Origin of the sequence: Terrabacter sp. 2RAF25, from assembly GCF_052115265.1 — a bacterium.
GTDB lineage: Bacteria > Actinomycetota > Actinomycetes > Actinomycetales > Dermatophilaceae > Terrabacter.
The window spans coordinates 74,172-95,366 of record NZ_JBFRGJ010000005.1 but is presented as its reverse complement, the minus strand read 5'-3'; the positions used below and the strand labels follow the sequence as shown (position 1 = coordinate 95,366).

At 70.9% G+C, this 21,195-nt stretch carries 18 protein-coding genes; 14 read left to right on the top strand and 4 right to left on the bottom strand.

Annotation, left to right across the window (positions count from 1 at the left end; all coding sequences use genetic code 11):
* The first annotated feature begins 9 nt into the window (after positions 1-9).
* Positions 10-912: an inositol monophosphatase family protein gene (locus AB4091_RS14170; RefSeq protein WP_442292392.1), complete on the top strand. Its 903-nt coding sequence runs from the start codon at positions 10-12 to the stop codon at positions 910-912.
* Positions 913-1,015: 103 nt separating this feature from the next.
* Here the strand turns inward: AB4091_RS14170 and AB4091_RS14165 are convergent, their stop codons facing one another.
* Positions 1,016-1,201, bottom strand: coding sequence for a hypothetical protein (locus AB4091_RS14165; protein WP_442292391.1), 186 nt, complete (start codon positions 1,199-1,201; stop codon positions 1,016-1,018).
* Positions 1,202-1,548: 347 nt separating this feature from the next.
* On the opposite strand from AB4091_RS14165, the gene AB4091_RS14160 reads away from it, so the two are divergent.
* The 5 genes from AB4091_RS14160 to AB4091_RS14140 all read left to right on the top strand — a co-directional run bounded on the left by AB4091_RS14160 (position 1,549) and on the right by AB4091_RS14140 (position 4,487).
* On the top strand, positions 1,549-1,848 hold the full coding sequence (locus AB4091_RS14160; RefSeq protein ID WP_030146251.1) for a DUF4193 domain-containing protein: 300 nt from the start codon (positions 1,549-1,551) through the stop codon (positions 1,846-1,848).
* A gap of 62 nt (positions 1,849-1,910) precedes the next feature.
* A complete protein-coding gene (gene dut, locus AB4091_RS14155; protein WP_442292568.1) occupies positions 1,911-2,453 on the top strand; it encodes a dUTP diphosphatase in 543 nt (180 codons plus the stop codon).
* A gap of 97 nt (positions 2,454-2,550) precedes the next feature.
* Positions 2,551-3,324 carry a DUF3710 domain-containing protein gene (locus AB4091_RS14150; protein WP_442292390.1) on the top strand — a complete coding sequence of 258 codons (774 nt, stop codon included), beginning with the start codon at positions 2,551-2,553 and terminating at the stop codon, positions 3,322-3,324.
* Positions 3,325-3,370: 46 nt separating this feature from the next.
* Positions 3,371-3,763, top strand: a complete 393-nt coding sequence (locus AB4091_RS14145) for an OB-fold nucleic acid binding domain-containing protein (RefSeq protein ID WP_442292389.1) — start codon at positions 3,371-3,373, stop codon at positions 3,761-3,763.
* Entirely contained in the window at positions 3,756-4,487 is a 732-nt protein-coding gene (locus AB4091_RS14140) for a DUF3159 domain-containing protein (protein ID WP_442292388.1), read from the top strand. The genes AB4091_RS14145 and AB4091_RS14140 overlap by 8 nt, the downstream gene beginning before the upstream one ends.
* Before the next feature lie 3 nt (positions 4,488-4,490).
* Here the strand turns inward: AB4091_RS14140 and AB4091_RS14135 are convergent, their stop codons facing one another.
* Both AB4091_RS14135 and AB4091_RS14130 read right to left on the bottom strand, forming a co-directional pair.
* On the bottom strand, positions 4,491-5,177 hold the full coding sequence (locus tag AB4091_RS14135; protein ID WP_442292387.1) for a potassium channel family protein: 687 nt from the start codon (positions 5,175-5,177) through the stop codon (positions 4,491-4,493).
* Between the two features lie 22 nt (positions 5,178-5,199).
* Entirely contained in the window at positions 5,200-5,862 is a 663-nt protein-coding gene (locus AB4091_RS14130; RefSeq protein ID WP_442292386.1) for a potassium channel family protein, read from the bottom strand.
* Between the two features lie 122 nt (positions 5,863-5,984).
* Between AB4091_RS14130 and AB4091_RS14125 the strand changes: the two genes are divergently transcribed.
* The 7 genes from AB4091_RS14125 (at position 5,985) to dxs (ending at position 17,504) form a co-directional block, all read left to right on the top strand.
* On the top strand, positions 5,985-7,994 hold the full coding sequence (locus AB4091_RS14125; RefSeq protein ID WP_442292385.1) for an APC family permease: 2,010 nt from the start codon (positions 5,985-5,987) through the stop codon (positions 7,992-7,994).
* Positions 7,991-9,289, top strand: a complete 1,299-nt coding sequence (locus AB4091_RS14120; protein ID WP_442292384.1) for a class I SAM-dependent RNA methyltransferase — start codon at positions 7,991-7,993, stop codon at positions 9,287-9,289. Before AB4091_RS14125 ends, AB4091_RS14120 begins: the two co-directional genes overlap by 4 nt.
* A gap of 188 nt (positions 9,290-9,477) precedes the next feature.
* A complete protein-coding gene (gene acnA, locus AB4091_RS14115; protein ID WP_442292383.1) occupies positions 9,478-12,270 on the top strand; it encodes an aconitate hydratase AcnA in 2,793 nt (930 codons plus the stop codon).
* A gap of 148 nt (positions 12,271-12,418) precedes the next feature.
* On the top strand, positions 12,419-13,567 hold the full coding sequence (locus tag AB4091_RS14110) for a peptidase C39 family protein (protein ID WP_442292382.1): 1,149 nt from the start codon (positions 12,419-12,421) through the stop codon (positions 13,565-13,567).
* A 169-nt stretch (positions 13,568-13,736) separates the two neighbouring features.
* A complete protein-coding gene (locus AB4091_RS14105; protein WP_442292381.1) occupies positions 13,737-15,059 on the top strand; it encodes a peptidase C39 family protein in 1,323 nt (440 codons plus the stop codon).
* A 92-nt stretch (positions 15,060-15,151) separates the two neighbouring features.
* A complete protein-coding gene (locus AB4091_RS14100; RefSeq protein ID WP_442292380.1) occupies positions 15,152-15,529 on the top strand; it encodes a hypothetical protein in 378 nt (125 codons plus the stop codon).
* 106 nt (positions 15,530-15,635) lie between these two features.
* Positions 15,636-17,504 (top strand): 1-deoxy-D-xylulose-5-phosphate synthase, encoded by a 1,869-nt coding sequence (gene dxs, locus AB4091_RS14095; protein ID WP_442292379.1) that lies wholly within the window; start codon positions 15,636-15,638, stop codon positions 17,502-17,504.
* 169 nt (positions 17,505-17,673) lie between these two features.
* Here the strand turns inward: dxs and AB4091_RS14090 are convergent, their stop codons facing one another.
* Complete coding sequence (locus tag AB4091_RS14090) at positions 17,674-19,674, bottom strand: hypothetical protein (RefSeq protein ID WP_442292378.1); 2,001 nt, start codon at positions 19,672-19,674, stop codon at positions 17,674-17,676.
* A 297-nt stretch (positions 19,675-19,971) separates the two neighbouring features.
* Here AB4091_RS14090 and AB4091_RS14085 point away from each other — a divergent pair, with 297 nt between their 5' ends.
* The gene (locus tag AB4091_RS14085; RefSeq protein ID WP_442292377.1) at positions 19,972-21,192 is read left to right on the top strand and encodes a substrate-binding domain-containing protein; all 1,221 of its coding nucleotides are present in this window, start codon (positions 19,972-19,974) and stop codon (positions 21,190-21,192) included.
* Positions 21,193-21,195 lie beyond the last annotated feature (3 nt).

Genomic DNA, 21,195 nt, shown 5'->3' with positions numbered 1-21,195 from the left:
AAGGTCACGATGAGCACCACTCGCACCGTCCCCACCCTGCCCGCCGGCGTCACCGTCGAGGACCTCGAGCGCCTCTGCATCGAGTTCGCCACGGAGGCAGCCCGTTTCATCCGTGACGAGCGGCCGGCGCGCATGGGCGTGGCCGCCACGAAGTCCACCGACACCGACGTCGTCACCGTCATGGACCGCCGCTCCGAGGAGCTGCTGCACCGGCTGATCCAGCAGGCGCGCCCCGACGACGGCATCCTCGGCGAGGAGGGCGCCGACGTCGACGGCACGTCGGGCCTCACGTGGGTGATCGACCCCATCGACGGCACCGTCAACTACCTCTACGAGGTGCCCGCGTATGCCGTGTCGGTCGCCGTGGTCGTGGGCGACGCGCGCTCGCAGGACGGTTGGACGCCGGTGGCCGGCGCCGTCGCCGACCCGTGCCTGCGGCTCGTCCACCACGCCGGCCTCGGCACCGGCGCGTGGACCCGCCCCGAGCCCGACCCCGCGAACCCGGACTCGCCACCCGGTGGCGCCACGGCGGAGGGTCGGCGCCTCGCTGCCTCGGGGGAGGACCGGTTGGGCCGCACCCTGCTCGCCACGGGCTTCGGCTATGCGCCCGAGGTGCGGGCGAGGCAGGCCGAGGTGCTGCGTCGTGTTCTGCCGCTCGTGCGCGACATCCGTCGCATCGGCAGCGCGGCCCTCGACCTCGTGCGGGTCGCCGACGGCTCCGTCGACGCGTACGCCGAGAGCGGGCTCAACGCCTGGGACCTCGCTGCGGGCTGGCTCATCGCCGAGGAGGCGGGGGCGGTCGTCGTCGGAGTGGGCGAGCACCCCGGCAAGGCCCTGACCGTCGCGGCGGGGCCGGCGCTCGTCGAGCAGGTGCGGGAGCTGTTCCTCCCGGGTCCCGACCAGCGGGGCTGACCCGAACCGAGGGCCCCGCATGACGAACGCCCCACCCGGCAGGACCGGGAGGGGCGTTGGTCGTGGGACGCAGCGGACGGCATACGCCCGCGGGGCGACGGGCTCAGGCCGCGCGGAACGGCTCGAGCTCAGGGACGCGGATGCCGTTCTCGGCGGCGAGCCGCGCGAACGACTCGAGCTCTCCGGTGTGCACCTGGATGCGGTAGTCGTCGCCCGCTGTCCGGGCGTCCGCGAGGTCGCCCAGCGCGTCGTTGACACGTTGCCTGATCTGGTCGACGAACTCGGTCATGGTGCCACCTCCGGGCCTGGTAGTCGATCGGTCGGGTCCGGAGACCCTACCGCGCCGTAGGACCACCAATGTGCAGCCGACCGCGTCGGCGGATGGCAAAGCGAAGGTGAATGGTTGGTCCGAAAAGGGTAGGTGTGTCCAAGGTCGGGACGGCCCCGTCTCAGCCGTTGGCGGCCGCGACGTGACAATGCCGCGGGGATCGGGCACCATACGCGCACGCGGACATGTTTCGTGGTTGTGACAACGGCGTTGACGACCCCCTTTCCCTCGGGAACAAGCACGGGCCCACGAGCGTTCACCGCCTCACAAGACCGCAAGGCGCAGCACGAGTAGAAGCGAGACGACACATGGCAACTGATTACGACGCGCCACGCAAAACAGACGACGACCTGAACGAGGACTCCATCGAGGAGCTGAAGTCGCGTCGGGTCGACAAGACGTCGTCGAGCGTGGACGTCGACGAGACCGAGCAGGCCGAGGGCTTCGAGCTCCCGGGAGCCGACCTCTCCGGCGAGGAGCTGTCGGTGCGTGTCCTGCCGAAGCAGGCCGACGAGTTCACGTGTGGCCGCTGTTTCCTGGTCCACCACCGTAGCCAGCTCGCCAAGGAGAGCAACGGCATGATGATCTGCACGGAGTGCGCCGCCTGAGCGTCTCCGAGCCCACCGGGCAGCAGCGTCCGCACCACGTCGGACAAGTAGGGTCGGTCCTCGTGACCGACCCTTGTGCTGTCCCGGACGTCTCTGCCGCCCCATCGTCCGAGGGCCTCACCGACGTGGCCGTCCGGCGCCTCGACGCAGACCTGCCCCTGCCCGGCTACGCGCATCCCGGCGACGCCGGCGCGGACCTCTGCGCCCGGGTCGACGTGACCATCGAGCCCGGGGAGCGGGTGCTCGTGCCGACCGGGGTCGCCCTGGCCCTGCCGCCGGGCCACGCCGGGTTCGTGCACCCACGGTCGGGGCTGGCGGCCCGACACGGCATCTCGATCGTCAACGCGCCGGGGACCGTCGACGAGGGCTACCGCGGCGAGATCCTCGTCAACCTCGTCAACCTCGACCCGCACCTCGCCTTCACGGTGCGACGCGGCGACCGCATCGCCCAGCTCGTCGTGCAGCGTGTCGAGCGCGTGCGTTTCGTCGAGGTCGATTCGCTCGACCGCACCAGTCGGGGGGACACTGGACACGGATCCACCGGCGGCTTCGGTCCGGGGGCCGCCACCTCGCCGACGGCGGGGGAGTCGCCCACCGGGGCGTGATCATCGGATACGGTTCGCCGGGCGCTGCGTCAGCGCCGCGACGACACGGCCGGGCACGACGCCCGCCGGCCCGCAGGACTTCAAAGGACGGAATGACGTGGGACTCTTCAGCCGGGGCAAGTCGAAGGACCGCCCGGACACCGATGCCGTGGACACCGACGCCCTGGACCCCGAGGTCGACGACCTTCCCGACGACCAGGACGACCGGGACGAGCTCGACGGCGCCTCCGGCGAGGCTGGTCGTGACGGCACGACCGGTCCGCTCGACCGCGCCGTCGTCGACGACGACAGCGACTACCTCAACCTCGGGGCCATCTGGCTGCGTGGGCAGCAGGGCATGGAGCTGCGCCTCGAGATCAACGAGCAGGAGCAGCAGATCACCGGTGTGACGGCCGTCATCGGCGAGTCCGCCGTGCAGCTGCAGGCCTTCGCCGCACCGCGCACCGAGGGCGTCTGGATCGACATCCGCAACGAGATCGCGGCGAGCATCGTCGACTCCGGCGGCACGGCCGAGGTGCTCACCGGTGAGTTCGGTGAGGAGCTGCTCACCCGCATGCCGCAGGCAGGCCCCGACGGTCGCACCGTCTTCATGCCAGCCCGCTTCGTCGGCGTCGACGGTCCGCGGTGGTTCCTGCGCGCCGTGGTGTCCGGTCGTGCCGCGATCGAGCCGGCGGCTGCCGAGGCGGTGCACGAGGTCATCCGCACCGCCGTCATCGATCGCGGTGACGAGGCGATGCCGCCCCGTGAGCTGCTGCCGCTGCGCCTGCCCGACGCCGACGGCGCCGCCCAGGCCGAGCAGCCCGCACAAGGTTCCGACGACAGCGACCTCAACCCGTTCGAGCGCGGCCCCGAGATCACCGAGGTGCGTTGATGGCCGGCTCGTGCTCTCCAGCGCCGTGTCCACCCGGCACCCTCTCGTGAGCACGGGCCAGCCGGGCGCGCTCCGTCGCCTCAGCCACCGCCTCACCCGCTCGTCGCACGAGATCGAGGCAGACGAGCTGCGCCGTGAGTCGATCGACCTCGGGGTCGTGCACATCAGCGACGCGCAGCAGCGCACCAAGGTCACCGTGCTCGGCGAGGTCCGCTCGGTGACGTTGCGGCCCCGCGACGAGACGCCGGCCCTCGACGTCGAGGTCTGGGACGGCACGGAGTCGCTGCACCTGGTCTGGCTCGGCCGGCGCCGCATCGCCGGCATCGTGCCCGGCATCAAGATCCAGGCCACGGGCCGCATCACCACCCGCCGGAAGGTCACGACCATGTTCAACCCGGCCTACGAGATCATCGGCCGGGCGGGCCAGCAGCATGGCTGAGGCCGAGCGCGAGGCCGCGGTGTCGGAACACCCGGAGGGTGAGGGTGTCACCCGCTCCGAGGCCGACCTGCGCCGCTACGAGACGGTGGAGGAGCTGCTGCGCGACAAGCTGTCCGAGGCCATCGGTGGCTGGCGCGGAGCCGTCGAGTCCGCGGTGCCGACCCTGGCCTTCGCCGTCACGTGGTCACGCACCCAGGACCTCCGCACTGCGCTCATCGTCGCCGGCGCCTGCGTCGCCGTCCTGCTGCTGGTCCGCCTCGTCCAGCGCCAGGACCCCCGCTTCATCATGTATGCCGCTGTGGGAGTGGGCATCTCGGCATTCTTCGCGCTCCGGTCAGGGCGTGCGGAAGACGCGTTCCTGCCGGGGATGCTCCAGAACGCGGGCCTGCTCGTGCTGCTGCTCGTCACGAACCTGACGCGGTGGCCCCTCTTCGGCTTCGTCGTCGGCGTGGCAGAACCGGAGGCCTTCGCCGAGAACCCGACGTGGTGGCGACGTCACGCCGGCATCGTGACCGTCGCGGCACGGCTCGCCTGGGTGCTCATCGCCCTCAACGTCGTTCGGCTGGCGATCATGGTGCCGCTCTACCTGGCCGAGCAGGTCGCAGCGCTCGGCGTCGCGAAGGTCGTCCTGGGGTGGCCGGCATACCTGCTCGCGGTGACCGCGATGGGTGCCATCCTGATGCGCGGTCACACGCCGATCGACCCGAACCGCGCAACCGCCTGAGGCTCAGCCCGCCTCGCTGCTGCGGTGGCGCTCGTCGGGGGCGACGAGGTCCTGCAGGCGGTCCTCCTGCTCGGGCGTGGTGATGAAGAGCAGCTCGTCGCCGGCCTCCATCGCGTCGTCGGGCGTCGGGGCCAGCGGGCGCTCGTCACGGATGATGGCGACGAGCACGGTGTCGGTGGGCCAGTCGACGTCGCCCACCCGGCGCCCCGCGAAGCGGCTGCCCTCGGGGAGGGTGATCTCGACCATCGAGGCGCGCCCCTGCTGGAACTCGAAGATGCGCACGAGGTCGCCGATGCTGACGGCCTCCTCGATGAGGGCCGTCATCAGGCGCGGCGTCGACACGGCCACGTCGACCCCCCACGACTCGTCGAACATCCACTCGTTCTTCGGGTTGTTGACGCGGGCCACGGTGCGCGGCACGCCGAACTCGGTCTTGGCCAGCAGCGACAGCACGAGGTTGGCCTTGTCGTCGCCGGTGGCGGCCACGCACACGTCGGACTCCTCGAGCCGGGCCTCCTCGAGCGCGGCGAGCTCACAGGCGTCGGCCAGCAGCCACGACGCCTCGGGCACGCGGGACGCCTGGACGTCGTCGGCGTCCTTGTCGATGAGCAGCACCTGGTGCCCGTTGCCGAGCAGCTCACGGGCGATGGACCGGCCGACGCTCCCGGCCCCGGCGATGACGACGCGCATGCTTTCTCTTCTCCTGGGCCGTTCAGTGGGCGGCGGGGGCCGAGTCGCAGAGTCGCTCGACACGGGCGAGCTCTTCGCGCTGCACGGCGAGGTGCACGAGGTCGCCCTGCTGCACGACCATCTCGGGGCGGGGGAGGGTGCCCTCGCCGAGCCGGGTGACGTAGGCGACGCGCGCGCCGGTCTGCTGCTCGACCTCGGTGAGCGGGCGACCGACCCAGGTCTCGGCGAGCGGCACCTCGGCGATGACGATCTTGCCGCTCGGGTCGGTGAGCTCAGGCACGGAGCCCTGGGGGAGCAGCCGCTGGATCATCTGGTCGGCGGTCCAGCGCACCGTGGCCACCGTCGGGATGCCGAGGCGCTGGTAGACCATGGCGCGTTGGGGGTCGTAGATGCGGGCCGCGACGTGCTCGACGCCGAACGTCTCGCGCGCCACCCGGGCGGCGAGGATGTTGGAGTTGTCGCCGCTGCTGACGGCGGCGAAGGCGTATGCGTCACGGATGCCGGCGGCGACGAGCGTGTCGCGGTCGAAGCCGACACCGGTCACGGTCTGGCCCTCGAAGGAGGTGCCGAGCCGGCGGAACGCCGAGGCGTCGACGTCGATGATCGCGACGTCGTGACCGCCGCGGCCGAGGGTGCGGGCGAGGGTCGACCCGACGCGGCCACATCCCATGATGACGAAGTGCACGGACGCGACGCTACACCGTGACGAGGCCGCCCACCCCGCAGGCGTGACGCGTCGCCCAGCCTTCGGAACAGCCCGGCCGCGAGCGGTGAGTGCGGCCCGGCGATCCGTCATACAGTGGCGTCGTGCCCGGTACCGGTTCGCTGTTCAAGCGCCTCCTCCTCGGCCGCGCGATGCGCAGCGACAAGCTCGGCGAGACGCTGTTGCCCAAGCGCCTGGCGCTGCCCATCTTCGCGAGCGACGCGCTGTCGTCGGTGGCGTACGCGCCCGACGAGATCCTGCTCATGCTCGGTCTCGCCGGCGGCACCTTCGCGGTCACGCACAGCTGGCAGGTGACCGTCGCCGTCGTGCTCGTCATGGTCGTCGTCGTCGCGTCCTACCGCCAGAACGTCCATGCCTACCCTTCCGGCGGCGGCGACTACGAGGTGGCGACCGTCAACCTCGGGCCGAAGGCCGGCCTCACCGTGGCCAGCGCGCTGCTCGTCGACTACGTCCTCACCGTCGCCGTCTCGATCTCGTCGGGCGTGCAGAACGCCGCCACCGTGCTCGGCTTCGTGCGGGGGCGGGAGGTGCTGGTCGCGGTCGCGCTGATCGTCTTCCTCACGGCGATGAACCTGCGCGGGGTGCGCGAGTCGGGCAAGGCCTTCGCGGTGCCCGTCTACGCCTTCATGGTGGCCATCATCGGGATGGGCCTCTACGGCTTCATCCAGCACTTCACCGGCACCCTCACCCCGGCGGAGAGCTCGTCCCTGACCCTCGTGTCGCAGCACGGCGACGAGATGACCGGCATCGCGGCCGCCTTCCTGCTGCTACGGGCCTTCTCGTCGGGCTGCGCGGCCCTCACGGGTGTCGAGGCGATCAGCAACGGGGTGCCGGCCTTCCGAAAGCCCAAGAGCGACAACGCGGCGACCACCCTGCTGCTCATGGGCACGCTCTCCATCGTGATGCTCAGCTCGATCATCGCGCTCGGGCAGTGGACCGGCGTCAAGATCGCCGAGGACCCCGCGAACCAGCTGTTGCGCAACGGCCAGCCCGTCGGCGACGGCTACGTCCAGCACACCGCGATCGGCCAGCTGGCCGAGGCGGTCTTCGCCAACTTCCACGTCGGCGTCATCTTCGTCTCGATCGTCACCGGCCTGATCCTCGTGCTCGCCGCCAACACGGCCTTCAACGGGTTCCCGGTGCTCGGCTCGATCCTCGCCCGCGACGGCTACCTGCCCCGGCAGATGCACACCCGCGGCGACCGGCTCGCGTTCTCCAACGGCATCCTGATCCTGGCAGGCGCGGCGATCCTGCTCGTCATCGTCTTCAAGGCCGAGGTCACGGCACTCATCCAGCTCTACATCGTCGGTGTCTTCGTGTCGTTCACGACGAGCCAGGTCGGCATGGTGCGGCACTGGACCCGCCACCTCCGGCTCGAGCGGAACGCCAAGGAGCGCGCCCGGATGCAGCGCTCGCGGGTCATCAACGCGATCGGCGCCGCGATGTCGGCGACCGTCCTCGCGGTCGTGCTCGCGACGAAGTTCCAGGCCGGCGCCAAGTACGCCATCCTCGCCATGGTGCTGCTCTTCGCCCTCATGCTCGGCATCCGCAAGCACTACAACCGGGTGCGCGACGAGCTCGCGATCGACTGGGACGTCGACCGACCGATGCTGCCCAGCCACGTGCACGCGATCGTCTGCATCTCCAAGATCCACAAGCCGACGATGCGGGCGCTGGCCTACGCGCGCGCCAGTCGGCCCTCGGTCCTCGAGGCGGTCACGGTCGACGTCGACCCCGACGAGACGCAGGTGCTGCTCGCCGAGTGGGACAAGCGCGACATCCCGGTGCCGCTCAAGGTGCTCGCGTCGCCCTACCGCCAGATCACCAAGCCGATCCTCGACTACGTGCGCTCGATCCGCAGCGGCAACCCCCGTGACATCGTGACCGTCTACCTGCCCGAGTACGTCCTCGGCAAGTGGTGGGAGCAGGTGCTGCACAACCAGAGTGCCCTGCGCCTCAAGGCACGCCTGCTCTTCACCCCCGGGGTCATGGTGGTGAGCGTGCCCTGGCAGCTGCAGTCGTCCGAGGGCGCCGAGCGCGACTGGATCGACGAGCCGCCGATCAGCGGCTCGGTGCGCGGCGGAGCACTGTGAGCGCACGTCGCACCCGCGAGCGCGCCGCCGGCGGAGAGTCGCTCGTCGGGCAGCAGTGGACCGTCGACGTCGGACCCGTCGCCCATGGCGGCCACTGCGTCGCACGCCACGAGGGACAGGTGATCTTCGTCCGGCACACCCTGCCCGGCGAGCGCGTCGTCGCCCGGGTGACCGAGGGGCGGGTCGGCGACAACTTCGTGCGGGCCGACGCCGTCGAGGTGCTCGAGGCCGCGCCCGGGCGGGTCGAGCGACCGTGCCCGTATGCCGTCCCCGGCCAGTGCGGCGGCTGCGACTTCCAGCACGCATCGCTCGAGACCCAGCGGGCGCTCAAGGCGGACGTCGTGCGAGAACAGTTCGCGCGCATCGCGAAGACCGACGTCTCCGTCGAGGTCCGTCCGGTGCCGGGCGACGACGAGGGACTGCGCTGGCGCACCCGTGTCGAGTTCGCGGTGGACCCGTCCGGCCGCGCCGGGCTGCGTGGCCACCGCTCGCGCGACGTCGTCGCCGTCGACGACTGCCTCATCGCCACGCGCGGCGTCATCGACTCGGGCGTGCTCGACACGGAGTGGCCCGACGTCGAGTCGGTCGACGTCGTCGACGCGGCCCACCCCGACGAGCCCGTCCTGGTTCCCGTGCCTGTGCCTGCCCCTTCTTCGGCCGCGGCACCCGCGACCAAGGGCAGGCCCGACCGCGAGAACACGGGCGGCCTCGTCGGCGAGCGGGCCCGCGACGGCGACTGGGAGGGCGAGTACGTCGTTGCCGCGCGCGGCTTCTGGCAGGTGCACCCCGGCGCCGCCTCCACCTTCCTCTCGCGGGTCGTGGCGCTGCTCGGGGCAGAGCCGGGCGACCGCGTGCTCGACCTGTATGCCGGCGCGGGGCTGTTCACCCTGCGCCTCGGTGAGCTGGTGGCGCCTGACGGCTTCGTGCTGGGCGTCGAGGGCGACGCGCGCGCGGTCCAGAACGGTATCGGCAACACCGAGCACCTCGAGAACGTCGAGTGGCGCGCCAACCGGGTCGACCGCGAGCTGAGATCGCTCGTCTCGCAGGGCATCTCGGCCGACCTCGCCGTCCTGGACCCGCCGCGCACCGGGGCGGGCAAGGACGTCATGGCCCAGCTCGCGCTGCTCGCTCCGCGCCGTGTCGTCTACGTCGCGTGCGACCCCTCTGCGCTGGCCCGCGACGTCAAGGCGGCCGGCGAGCACGGCTACGGCCTCGTTTCGCTGGAGGCCTGGGACGCGTTCCCGATGACCCACCACGTCGAGTGCATCGCCGTCCTCGAGCCCGTCGCCGCCTGAGGTCGCGCGCCCACCCCGCCCACCGGCATACGGGACGGGGTGCTCCACGGGCAGACAACCTCCCGCGCTCGGGACAGGATGGGCGGGTAGGGGTGGACTGACAACGACCACCCCGTGTGGTTAGATATATCTTGACGTCAAGATAAATCGAGCACCGTGACATCTTCAGTTGCTGGAAGGAGCCCGTCGTGGGCAGTGTTGACAGCTTCAAGGCCAAGGGGACCCTCGAGGTCGGTGGCCAGTCCTACGAGATCTACCGCCTCGCAGGGGTGAAGGGGCAGGAGACCCTGCCGTACAGCCTCAAGGTCCTCCTCGAGAACCTCCTGCGCACCGAGGACGGCGCGAACATCACCGCCGACCACATCAACGCGGTCGGCTCGTGGGACGAGAACGCCGAGCCCGACACCGAGATCCAGTTCACGCCCGCGCGCGTGATCATGCAGGACTTCACCGGCGTGCCGTGCGTCGTCGACCTCGCCACGATGCGTGAGGCCGTCGCCGACCTCGGCGGCGACCCGGCGAAGATCAACCCGCTCGCCCCGGCCGAGCTCGTCATCGACCACTCCGTCATCATCGACGTCTTCGGCCGCGCCGACGCCTTCGAGCGCAACGTCGAGATCGAGTACCAGCGCAACCGCGAGCGCTACCAGTTCCTGCGCTGGGGCCAGACCGCGTTCGACGACTTCAAGGTCGTACCGCCGGGCACCGGCATCGTGCACCAGGTGAACATCGAGCACCTCGCCCGCACCGTGATGGTGCGCGACGGCGTGGCCTACCCCGACACCTGCGTCGGCACCGACTCGCACACGACGATGGTCAACGGCCTCGGCGTGCTCGGCTGGGGCGTCGGCGGCATCGAGGCCGAGGCGGCCATGCTCGGCCAGCCCGTCTCGATGCTCATCCCGCGCGTCGTCGGCTTCAAGCTGAGCGGCTCGATCCCCGTCGCCGCCACCGCGACCGACGTCGTGCTCACCATCACCGAGATGCTGCGCAAGCACGGCGTCGTCGGCAAGTTCGTCGAGTTCTACGGCGAGGGCGTCTCGCAGGTGCCGCTCGCCAACCGCGCCACCATCGGCAACATGAGCCCCGAGTTCGGCTCCACGTGCGCGATCTTCCCGATCGACGAGGTCACCCTCGACTACCTGCGCCTCACCGGCCGCTCCGACGAGAGCGTCGCCCTCGTCGAGGCGTACGCCAAGGAGCAGGGGATGTGGCTCAAGGCCGGTCCCGACCAGCCCGAGGCCCGCTACAGCGAGTACCTCGAGCTCGACCTGTCGACCGTGGTCCCGTCGATCGCCGGGCCGAAGCGCCCCCAGGACCGCATTGCGCTCACCGACGCCAAGGACGCCTTCCGCAAGGTCCTCCCGACCTACGTCGCGCACGAGGAGGGTGACGCGGGCGCCGCCTCGTCCTTCCCGGCCAGCGACCCGACGCCGCAGGGCACCGTCGAGGGTACGAACGGCGGCGACCGCCCGGCCGACTCCGGTGGCGTCAGTGGTCGCCCGTCGAAGAAGGTGCCGGTCACCGATGCCGAGGGGCGCGAGTTCGAGATCGACCACGGCATCGTCTCGATCGCCTCGATCACGAGCTGCACCAACACGTCCAACCCGTCGGTGATGATGGCGGCCGCGATGCTCGCCAAGAACGCCGTCGAGAAGGGCCTGTCGGTCGCTCCCTGGGTCAAGACCTCGATGGCCCCCGGCTCCAAGGTCGTCACGGGCTACTACGACAAGGCCGGCATGTGGCCCTACCTCGAGAAGCTCGGCTTCCACCTCGTCGGCTACGGCTGCACGACGTGCATCGGCAACTCGGGCCCGCTCAACGAGGAGATCTCCCAGGCGATCAACGACAACGACCTCGCCGTCACGTCGGTCCTCTCGGGCAACCGCAACTTCGAGGGGCGCATCAACCCCGACGTGAAGATGAACTACCTCGCGAGCCCGCCGCTCGTCATCGCCTACGCCCTCGCCGGCACGATGGACTTCGACTTCGCGTCTCAGCCGCTCGGCCAGGACAGCGACGGCAAGGACGTCTTCCTCCAGGACATCTGGCCGGCCCCGGCCGACGTCGAGCGCACGATCGCGAGCTCGATCAGCCAGGAGATGTTCACCGAGGACTACGCCGACGTCTTCGCGGGCGACGAGCGCTGGCAGTCGCTGCCGACCCCCGAGGGGGACACGTTCGCCTGGGACGGCGAGTCGACCTACGTGCGGAAGCCCCCGTACTTCGACGGCATGTCGATGGAGACGACCCCGGTCGCCGACATCGAGGGTGCTCGTGTGCTCGCCAAGCTCGGCGACTCGGTGACCACCGACCACATCAGCCCGGCCGGAGCGATCAAGAACGACAGCCCCGCCGGCAAGTACCTCGCCGACCACGGCATCGAGCGCAAGGACTTCAACTCCTACGGCTCGCGTCGCGGCAACCACGAGGTCATGATCCGTGGCACGTTCGCCAACATCCGGCTGAAGAACCTCCTCCTCGACGGCGTCGAGGGCGGGTTCACGCGTGACTTCACCAACGGTGGCGAGCAGGCGACCATCTACGACGCCGCGCAGAGCTACGCCGAGGCCGGCACGCCGCTCGTCATCCTGTCGGGCAAGGAGTACGGCTCGGGCAGCTCGCGCGACTGGGCGGCCAAGGGCACCAGCCTGCTCGGAGTCAAGGCGGTCATCGCCGAGAGCTACGAGCGCATCCACCGCTCCAACCTCATCGGCATGGGAGTCATCCCGCTGCAGTACCCTGCGGGCCAGAACGCCGACTCGCTCGGCCTCGACGGCACCGAGACCTTCTCGATCACCGGCATCACGGCCCTCAACGAGGGCACGACGCCGAAGACCGTCAAGGTCATCGCCACCAAGGACGGCGGCGAGACCGTCGAGTTCGACGCCGTCGTGCGCATCGACACCCCCGGTGAGGCCGACTACTACCGCAACGGCGGCATCCTCCAGTACGTCCTGCGCTCGCTCGTCGCGAGCTGACGCACCGCCTCCACGACGGGCCCGGTCACCGCACACGCGGGGCCGGGCCCGTCGGCGTACCGGCGGCACGACGCCCGACGACGTATGCCGCCCGGCTCGCCCGCGCCCCGGCTCGGCGGGCGCGGGGCCCGGATGGCATGCTCGTCCGGTGAACGAGCGACACGCCGTCCTGACGGTCTGGGAGTCCGGTTTCGACTGGACGCCGGCCGCTGACGTGACCTACCGCGACGGACACGTCGACGACGCCCGCGAGTTGACCTACTCCGCCAGGACGTGGGAGTCGCCGGTCGTCGATCTTCCTTTTGCCGCAACGGAGCTCATCCCCTCGTGGAACGCCCGCACTCCGGGGGGCACCTGGTTGCACGTCGAGGGCCGGGTGGGCGACGCCGACGGCTGGACCCCGTGGTTCACGTTCGCCCGGTGGGCCGAGGACGACCCGGCGGGGGAGTCTCCGATCACCCGCACGACGGTGCACGGCCAGGAGCTCGAGGACGGCCGCGTGTCCACCGACACCTGGCTGGCCGCGCCCGGCCGCGGGTTCGACCGCTGGCAGCTGCGCCTCACCGCGCTGGCCGGCAGCACTGCCACCGACGAGGTGACGTTGTCGCTCGTGGCCGGGGCCGCGCAGCGCATGACCGTCCCAGAGGATGCGCCGACGAGTGAGCCGGGCGTCGGATCCGGCTGCGAGGTGCCCGTGCCGCCCCACTCGCAGCGGCTGCACATCGACACCTTCCCCGACTGGGACCGGGGCGGCCAGTCGTGGTGCTCGCCGACGTCGGTGACCATGCTGCTCGAGCACTGGGACGCCGCTCCCAGCCCCGAGGAGGTCGCGTGGGTCGGTCACGAGACCGACCCCCAGGTCGTGCACGGGGTGCGGCGCGTCTTCGACCGCGCCTACGGGGGCGCGGGCAACTGGGCCTTCAACGCGGCCTACGCGGGCGCTCGCGGACTCCGCGCCTACGTCACGCGCCTGCGCGACCTCACCGAGGCGGAGGCCTTCGTCGCCGCGGGTGTGCCCCTCGTCGTCTCGGTGGCCTTCCGCGAAGACGAGCTCGAGGGTTCGGGCTACGACACGAACGGCCACCTGCTGACGATCGTGGGTTTCACCCCCGACGGCGACGTCGTGTCCAACGACCCCAACTCCGGCCGGGTCGCGACCAACGACGAGGTGCGACGCGTCTACCGGCGCGACCAGTTCGAGCGGGTCTGGCTCGGCGACAACGGCGGACTCGCGTACGTCATGCATCCGCGAGGGGTCCCGCTGCCGACGCCGCCGGCCGAGGCCAACTGGGCCTGACCGACGGATGTCGGCCCCAAAGGTCAACGAGACGTAAATTTCTTGCGAAATATCGACTTCAGCGGAAAAGACTGTCACGCAAGGCCCCGTGGCGGCTCCTCGCGGTGTTGACTGACCGCGTTTCGGCGTGCCGGTGAGCCCGGCCGTCCCTCCGTCGGAAGGTGTCCCAATGTCGCGTCCCACCACCAGCTCTCGGACCGTCCACGAAGGAGCGCCCGGACGTCGCGCCGTCATCGGTTCAGCAGCCGGGGCAGCGCTGCTCGGCGTCGTCGGAGCGCGACCGGCCGGCGCGGCCGGGACCGACGCGGTGCCGCCCGCCGAACCCCCGCGCCACGTCGCCTACCGGGAGTGGAGCGGTGAGCAGCTGGGCGTCGCCCGCTTCACCGGAACCCGCGAGTACGTCGACCCGCACGACCCCAGTGGCGCGACCCAGCGCTACGACGTCGCGACGTGGACCTCACCCGTGGTCCGGCCGGGATTCGGCCTGACCGAGCTCGTGGCCTCGTGGAACGCCGACACCCCGGGCCGCTCATGGGTGGAGATCGTCGCGCGAGGTCGCGCGGCGGCCGGGACCTGGAGCAAGGAGTACGTCCTCGGGCGCTGGGCCCGCTGGGACCCGGCAGAGGGCGGCGGCATCCACCGCACATCGCTCAAGGGCCAGGGCGACACCGTCGCGACGGTCTACACCGACACCCTGGCGACCCGCTCGGGTGTCACCTTCGAGGCCTGGCAGCTCGTCGTGCGCCTCATGCGTCCCGAGGGGACCGTGCACGCACCGCGACTGCGCTCCTGCGGGGCGATGGCGTCGGCGCTGCCCGACGTCGAGCGGGTGCCCCGCAGTGCGAACGGGCGGGCCTGCGGCCGGGTCCTGGACGTCCCGACCTTCTCGCAGGAGACCCACATCGGCCACTTCCCCCAGTGGGACAACGGGGGCGAGGCCTGGTGCTCGCCCACGTCGACGTCGATGGTGCTCGCGTACTGGGGTTCCGGTCCTCGCAACGATGAGACGGCCTGGGTCACCGAGGCGATGCCCGACGAGCACGACCCGCAGGTCGACTTCGCGGCCCGCAACGTCTACGACTACACCTACGACGGTGGTGGCAACTGGCCCTTCAACGCGGCCTACGCAGCCACGCGTCCGCGCATGCGGGGCTTCGTCACGCGCCTGCGCTCGCTCACCGAGGCCGAGGAGTTCATCGCAGCCGGCATACCTCTGGTGACGTCCGTGTCGTTCGAGAAGGGGGAGCTCGACGGTGCCGGCTACGGCACGAACGGCCACCTCATGGTCGTCGTCGGCTTCACCCCCGACGGTGACGTCGTGTGCAACGACCCCGCCTCGCACCTCATCCGCGACAACGGCGAGGTGCGCGTCACGTACGACCGTGAGCAGTTCGAGAACGTCTGGGTGCCCCACAGCGGCGGCATCGTCTACGTCATCCACCCCGAGCGGCACCCGCTGCCGCGCTCGCCGCGGCCGGAGTCCAACTGGTGACCGTTCCGGTGACCCACCGCTGACCGACCGGCGTGGGCTGGTGCCGGGTGACCGCCCTCGAGGCCGACGACCGGGGGAGGCACACTGGGGGCATGCCCACGCCGACCGGACACACCCCGCCGGGGTGGCCGCAGGGTGTCCCGCCGGCCCACACGCCGGGGTGGGAGGACCGTGCCGTGCTGTGGCTGCTCGACCAGTGCCCGCCGGACTACCGGGCGTATGCCGGGTGGCGGCGTCACCCCATCGCGCTCGCCTGGCTGACCGGCCGGCACGTCGACGGCCAAGCCGTCGCGATGCGCGATGCCTGGCGCGAGGCGCGGGTCGCGGTCGGGCCACACGTGCCTGCCGAGGCCCTCACCGAGATCCTCGGGCAGATCGAGGCCGAGGGCATCCGTCTGATGGCCACGTCGCGGTCGGTCAAGCTGCTGCAGGAGGCGCTCCAGGGCAAGGTCTTCGCCCCGCGGTTGTGACGATGATGTGACGGTCGTGACAGTGGCGTGCGCGCACGTGGGAGCCCATGCGCGCCGACCCGTAGACTCGATCGACTTCACCGAACACCCGAGAGGACGAGGCAGCGTGGCCCTGCTGGAGACCATCACGAGCCCTGCGGCGCTCAAGGCGCTGCCGGCTGACCAGCTGCCGGCGCTCGCGGAGGAGATCCGCACCTTCCTCGTCACCGAGGTGTCCAAGACGGGCGGTCACCTCGGTCCGAACCTCGGTGTCGTCGAGCTCACGATCGCGCTGCACCGGGTCTTCGACTCGCCGCGCGACACGTTCGTCTTCGACACCGGCCACCAGTCGTACGTGCACAAGCTGCTCACCGGACGTCACGACTTCAGCCGGCTCAAGAAGCAGGGGGGCCTGTCCGGCTACCCGAGCCGGGCCGAGTCCGAGCACGACGTCGTGGAGAACTCCCACGCGTCAACTGCGCTGTCGTGGGCCGACGGCATCGCCAAGGGCCGCCGCCTCCGGGGCGAGACCGGCCGGCACACAGTCGCTCTGATCGGCGACGGCGCCCTGACGGGTGGCATGGCCTGGGAGGCGATCAACAACATCGCCGTCGACAAGACGCTCCCGCTCACGATCGTCGTCAACGACAACGAGCGCTCCTACGCCCCCACCATCGGGGGTCTCGCCGACCACCTCGCGACCCTGCGCACGACCCGCGGCTACGAGCGGTTCCTCGACTGGGGCAAGCGCTCGCTGGCTCGTACGCCGGTCGTCGGCGGCGCGATGTTCGAGACCCTCCACGGCGTCAAGAAGGGCATCAAGGACATCGTCGCGCCGCAGGGCATGTTCGAGGACCTCGGCCTGAAGTACATCGGCCCCGTCGATGGACACGACGAGCCGGCCGTCGAGCGGGCGCTCCGCAAGGCCAAGGACTTCGGCGGCCCGGTCATCGTCCACGTCATCACCCAGAAGGGTCGGGGCTACCAGCCGGCGATCGACGACGAGGCCGACCAGTTCCACGGCGTCGGCAAGTTCAACCCCGAGACCGGCCTGCCGTTCGAGGTGTCGGGCCGCATCTGGACCGACGAGTTCAACGAGGAGATGGTGGCGGTCGGGGCCGAGCGTCCCGACGTCGTCGCCCTCACGGCCGCGATGCTCATCCCCGTCGGTCTCGACGGCTTCGCCGCGGCCTACCCCGACCGCGTCTTCGACGTCGGCATCGCCGAGCAGCACGCCGTCACGATGGCGTCCGGGCTCGCGTACTCCGGCCTGCACCCGGTCGTCGCCGTCTACGCGACGTTCCTCAACCGCGCCTTCGACCAGCTGCTCATGGACTGCGCCCTGCACAAGGCCGGGGTGACCTTCATCCTCGACCGGGCTGGCGTCACGGGCAGCGACGGCGCCTCGCACAACGGCATGTGGGACATGACCCTCACCTCGATCGTGCCCGGCCTGCGCCTCGCGGCCCCACGTGACGGCGAGCAGGTCAAGCGGCAGCTGCGTGAAGCACTCGACGTCTCCGACGGGCCCACCGTCATCCGCTTCCCGAAGGGCGATGTCGCAGACCCGCTGACGGCCGTGCGGACCGCCGGTGACGTCGACGTGCTCTTCGAGAACTCGGGCAAGGACGTCGACCTGCTCGTCGTCGGGGTGGGCGCCTTCGCCGGTCTCGCGATCGAGGCCGGCGAGAAGGTCGCGGCCCACGGTCGCGACGTCCGCGTCGTCGACCCGCGCTGGGTCGTTCCCGTCAGCGACGACCTCGTCGAGCTCGCCCGGCACGCCGGCGCCGTGGCGGTCATCGAGGACAACCTCGTCAGCGGCGGAGTCGGCTCTGCCGTCACCCTCGCCCTGCGGGCAGCCGGGCTCGACGTGCCCGTCCACACCTACGGCATACCGAAGCAGTTCCTCGACCACGCGTCCCGGGGGCAGATCCTCGAGGAGCTGGGCCTGACCGCCGACCAGGTCGTCGCCGACCTCGAGCCGCGGCTGCGCTGACCGGGGGGGCGTCGACGACGCTGGCGCGTGCAGTTGGTCGAGGCAGAGCGCACGGCTGCGCACGTCTTGGTGGGTGCTCGGAGTCGGTCGAGCGCCGAGAGGTGTCGCCGCATCATGCGGGCCGACATGACCTCATCGTGACGCTTGCGTGGCGCCCACTCTCGACACCTCAGCCGATCGTCACCCGACGCACCGGGCTGTAGCCGGCTGCCTGGGTCGCGCTGGCGACGCGCTGGATGCGAACCTCCCAGGTGCCCTTGGACCAGAGCCGGCCTGCGGCCTTGGCGTAGCCGCTGCTCGCGACCGCGCCCGACCCGTAGGTCGTCCAGGCTGACGTGCCCAGTCTGCGCGCCTGGAACCGGACGGTGGCGCCCCTCTCGTACGGCTTGGCGTAGACCGCGCCGGTGACGAGTGCACCCGCACGGGCGGAGGTCGGTAGCGACGACAAGCTGACGACGGCCACCGACGTGGTCGCCCGCTCGGGGCTCGTCACGGTGCTTCCGGGAGCGGTCCCCTTGACGACCGCGCGCAGCCGGCCGGAGCTCGCGTTGGTGTACCGGATGACGGCGACCCCGTTCGCGGCGGTGGTCGCGGTGCCGATCGTGGTCCATGTCGTCGTGCCGGCGTTCTTGCGCTGCAGGGTGACCGCGACCCCCGGCGCTGCGCTGACCACGCCGACGCGCTTCTCGTCGCGGACCGAGACCGTTGCCGTCTGCAGGATTCCCCATGCGGCCTGAGCGGGCGCGGAGAGCGCCGTCGTGCGGTTCGCATAGACCGTGACGGGCAGGTCGCGCTGCGGGCCGACGACGCCGTCATTGGCCATGATCTCGGTGTGCAGCAGCCCGGTGCCGGCGTTCTGCGGCACGAACACCGCGGCGCGATCCACCGTCGTGGCGCGGGGCCCGCGGCAGAGGTTGTACATGTAGTCCTGGTCGAGGGGAGCCTGCAGGTAGACGAAGCACTGGAGCAGCGACGTGCCCGACGGCGCGGTGGCCTGCAGCCGCACGGAGGCACTACGTCCTACGACGAGCGTCGGCACCGTCACGACGTCCTTGAAGTCGACGATGTCGACGACCGCCGAGGCCGAGCCCATCGTCACCCCCTTGGTGTCGAGGACCTCGACCTCGACGGAGGCCGGCCCGACGGGCAGCCCGGCGGTGGGGAAGTCGAGCGAGCGGCTCGAGGGCTCCGCGCCGTCGTAGGGCACGAACCAGTCCGCGGTGCCAGCCGGAAGGATGTGTTCGGTGCCGCCCACCGTCAACCGGACGGTCCCGGGGCGGCGGTCGGGGGAGCGGAGCCCACGGACCTTGACCGTCACGGCCGCCGGCTGGCCGGCGGCGACGATCCCGGGTCCGTCCTCGAGCACGACGACCGGTGGGCTATGCACCACGACGATGCCGGCGGGTGTCGCGAAGCTCCAGCGTCCGTCCGCGTCGTGGGCCTGCGCCCACACGCGATAGCGCCCCTCAGGCAACGTGGAGGTGTCGATCTCGACCCGGCCGTCGGCGTGGCCGGTGGCGGGATCCTGCGCCCAGACGGCGGTGGTCGAGACCAGTGGGACTGTGCTCGCGTCACCATCGACGGGGCGCACCGTGACCCGCACCTGTTCGCCTGGCGAGCGCCCGTGCTCGCCCGCGAAGACGACGACACCGCCGGTGTCGAAGACGGCCGGGCTGCTGCCGAAGGTGTTGGCCGTCGGCGTTGCGGCCAGGTCGGCCACCCAGCTGGGCGTCACGCGCGGCGCGTAGGTGACGCCGTTGCCGTAGCTCTGGACCGAGCGGTCGCCCATGGAGGCGACGACACCGAGGTGTGCCGTGCCGGCATACCAGGGGGCGGTCTCGGCAGCCGGGTCGATCCGCCAGGACGCCAGGCACGAGTCCGGACACGACCCGGCGGGGATGGTGATCGGTGGGGTCGACGGCGTGCTGACCCACCACGACGGCAGCTGCGGTGTCAGCGTCAGGTCCTGGAGCACGCCGCCCGTCACCTGCACCACCATGTCGAACGGTCCGTCGACGGTCGCACTCGTGTCCGGCACGGTCGACACCGGTGTCAGCACCGTCACCACGGGGTCGGCGCCGTCCGCGACAGCGGGCGAGAGGGCCGCCGGGCCCAGGAACAGGGATCCGAAGACCAGGAGCGCGGCAGTCGCGCGGGAGAAGATGTGCACCATAGTCCTTCGGTTCGACATGTCGAGCGTGAGGCTACCGCGTACTCGTCCGGAAGCGATCCGGTGCCCAGTGCATCGGGGCGGGGAGTCAGGCCCTCGAGAGGCGCCCGGCCCCATCAGGCCGACACTCCTACGGCCCGAGCCCAGTGGCTGCGAACCACATGTGCGCAGCCCGTTTGTGGCTCCCGGCGCCACGGCCGCGTCCAGAAGGCTGACCTAGGTTCACCGAAACGGTTGGGCGTCAACGGATCTCGTTGCAGCAAAGGCGCGAGCGCCCGCCAGAGGTGGAGGACGTCGGTGTCCAAGCGGTGGAGTCTCGCGCTCGCGAGCGCCATGATCACCCTGTCGGTCGCGGCCTGCGGGTCGCCGGGTCAGCCGGGCGCCCCCGCCGCGGGCGATGCGTCGGGCGGTGCCGCCGCTGGTGCTGGCGCGCCGTTCAAGGTGGGTCTCGTCTACTCGAAGTCGGGTCCGCTCGCCAGCTATGGAGCGCAGTACCGCCAGGGCCTCACCGCCGGGATCGACTACGCCACGAAGGGAACCGGCAAGGTAGGTGGGCGCTCCATCGAGTTCTCGGAGCAGGATGACGCCGGAGACCCGGCCAAGGCCGTGGCCTCTGCGACCGACCTCATCGGCAAGGGCAACAAGATCATCGCCGGGTCGACGTCCAGCGGTGTCGCGCTCCAGGTGGCGCCCCTCGCCAAGGACAACAAGATCCTGTTCGTGTCGGGCCCCGCCGCGGCGGACGCCGTCACCGGCGCCAACCGCTACACCTTCCGCTCCGGCCGCCAGACCTACCAGGACGTCGCCACGGCGGGCAGCATCCTCGGTGACGTCAAGGGCAAGAACGTGACCGTGCTGGCGCAGGACAGCGCGTTCGGCAAGGCGAACGTGGCTGCGGTCACGGCGATCCTCGGAGCCAAGGGCGCGACGGTCGGATCCGTCGAGGTGCCCGCTGCCGCCACCGACCTCACGCCGTTCGCCACCAAGGTCAAGGGCGCGGCGCCCGACCTGCTCTTCGTGGCCTGGGCCGGCGCGAACGCGACGTCGATGTGGACCACTCTCGGCCAGCAGGGCGTCTTCGACCAGACCAAGGTCGTCACCGGTCTCGACATCAAGCCGACGCACCCCCTCTTCGGCGCGGTCGCGACCAAGATCAACTTCCTGTCGCACTTCTTCGAGGGCGCCGCCCAGAACCCGGCCTATCAGGCCCTCGACGCCGGGATGAAGAAGCAAGGCGCCACCGTCGACCTGTTCACCAATGACGGCTTCGTCGCCGGCCAGATGATCGTGCACGCCCTCGAGGGCGGCGGGGACGACGTCGAGAAGATGGTCACCTCCCTGGAGGGGTGGTCGTTCGAGGGCCCCAAGGGCAATCTCGAGATCCGTGCCGACGACCACGCGCTGCTGCAGCCGATGTTCACCGCGACCCTGAAGAAGGACGGCAGCAACGTCGTGCCGCAGCTCGTCGACACGCTCGACGCCGCAGCAGTCGCCCCGCCCGTCACGCCCTTCAAGTGATCG

What these genes read in the sequence shown, in the direction of transcription:
- AB4091_RS14170 (WP_442292392.1), top strand. Translation starts at nt 10, where the DNA reads ATGAGCACCACTCGCACCGTCCCCACCCTGCCCGCCGGCGTCACCGTC.
- AB4091_RS14165 (WP_442292391.1), bottom strand. Translation starts at nt 1,201, where the DNA reads ATGACCGAGTTCGTCGACCAGATCAGGCAACGTGTCAACGACGCGCTG.
- AB4091_RS14160 (WP_030146251.1), top strand. Translation starts at nt 1,549, where the DNA reads ATGGCAACTGATTACGACGCGCCACGCAAAACAGACGACGACCTGAAC.
- AB4091_RS14140 (WP_442292388.1), top strand. Translation starts at nt 3,756, where the DNA reads ATGGCTGAGGCCGAGCGCGAGGCCGCGGTGTCGGAACACCCGGAGGGT.
- AB4091_RS14135 (WP_442292387.1), bottom strand. Translation starts at nt 5,177, where the DNA reads ATGCGCGTCGTCATCGCCGGGGCCGGGAGCGTCGGCCGGTCCATCGCC.
- AB4091_RS14105 (WP_442292381.1), top strand. Translation starts at nt 13,737, where the DNA reads ATGTCGCGTCCCACCACCAGCTCTCGGACCGTCCACGAAGGAGCGCCC.
- AB4091_RS14100 (WP_442292380.1), top strand. Translation starts at nt 15,152, where the DNA reads ATGCCCACGCCGACCGGACACACCCCGCCGGGGTGGCCGCAGGGTGTC.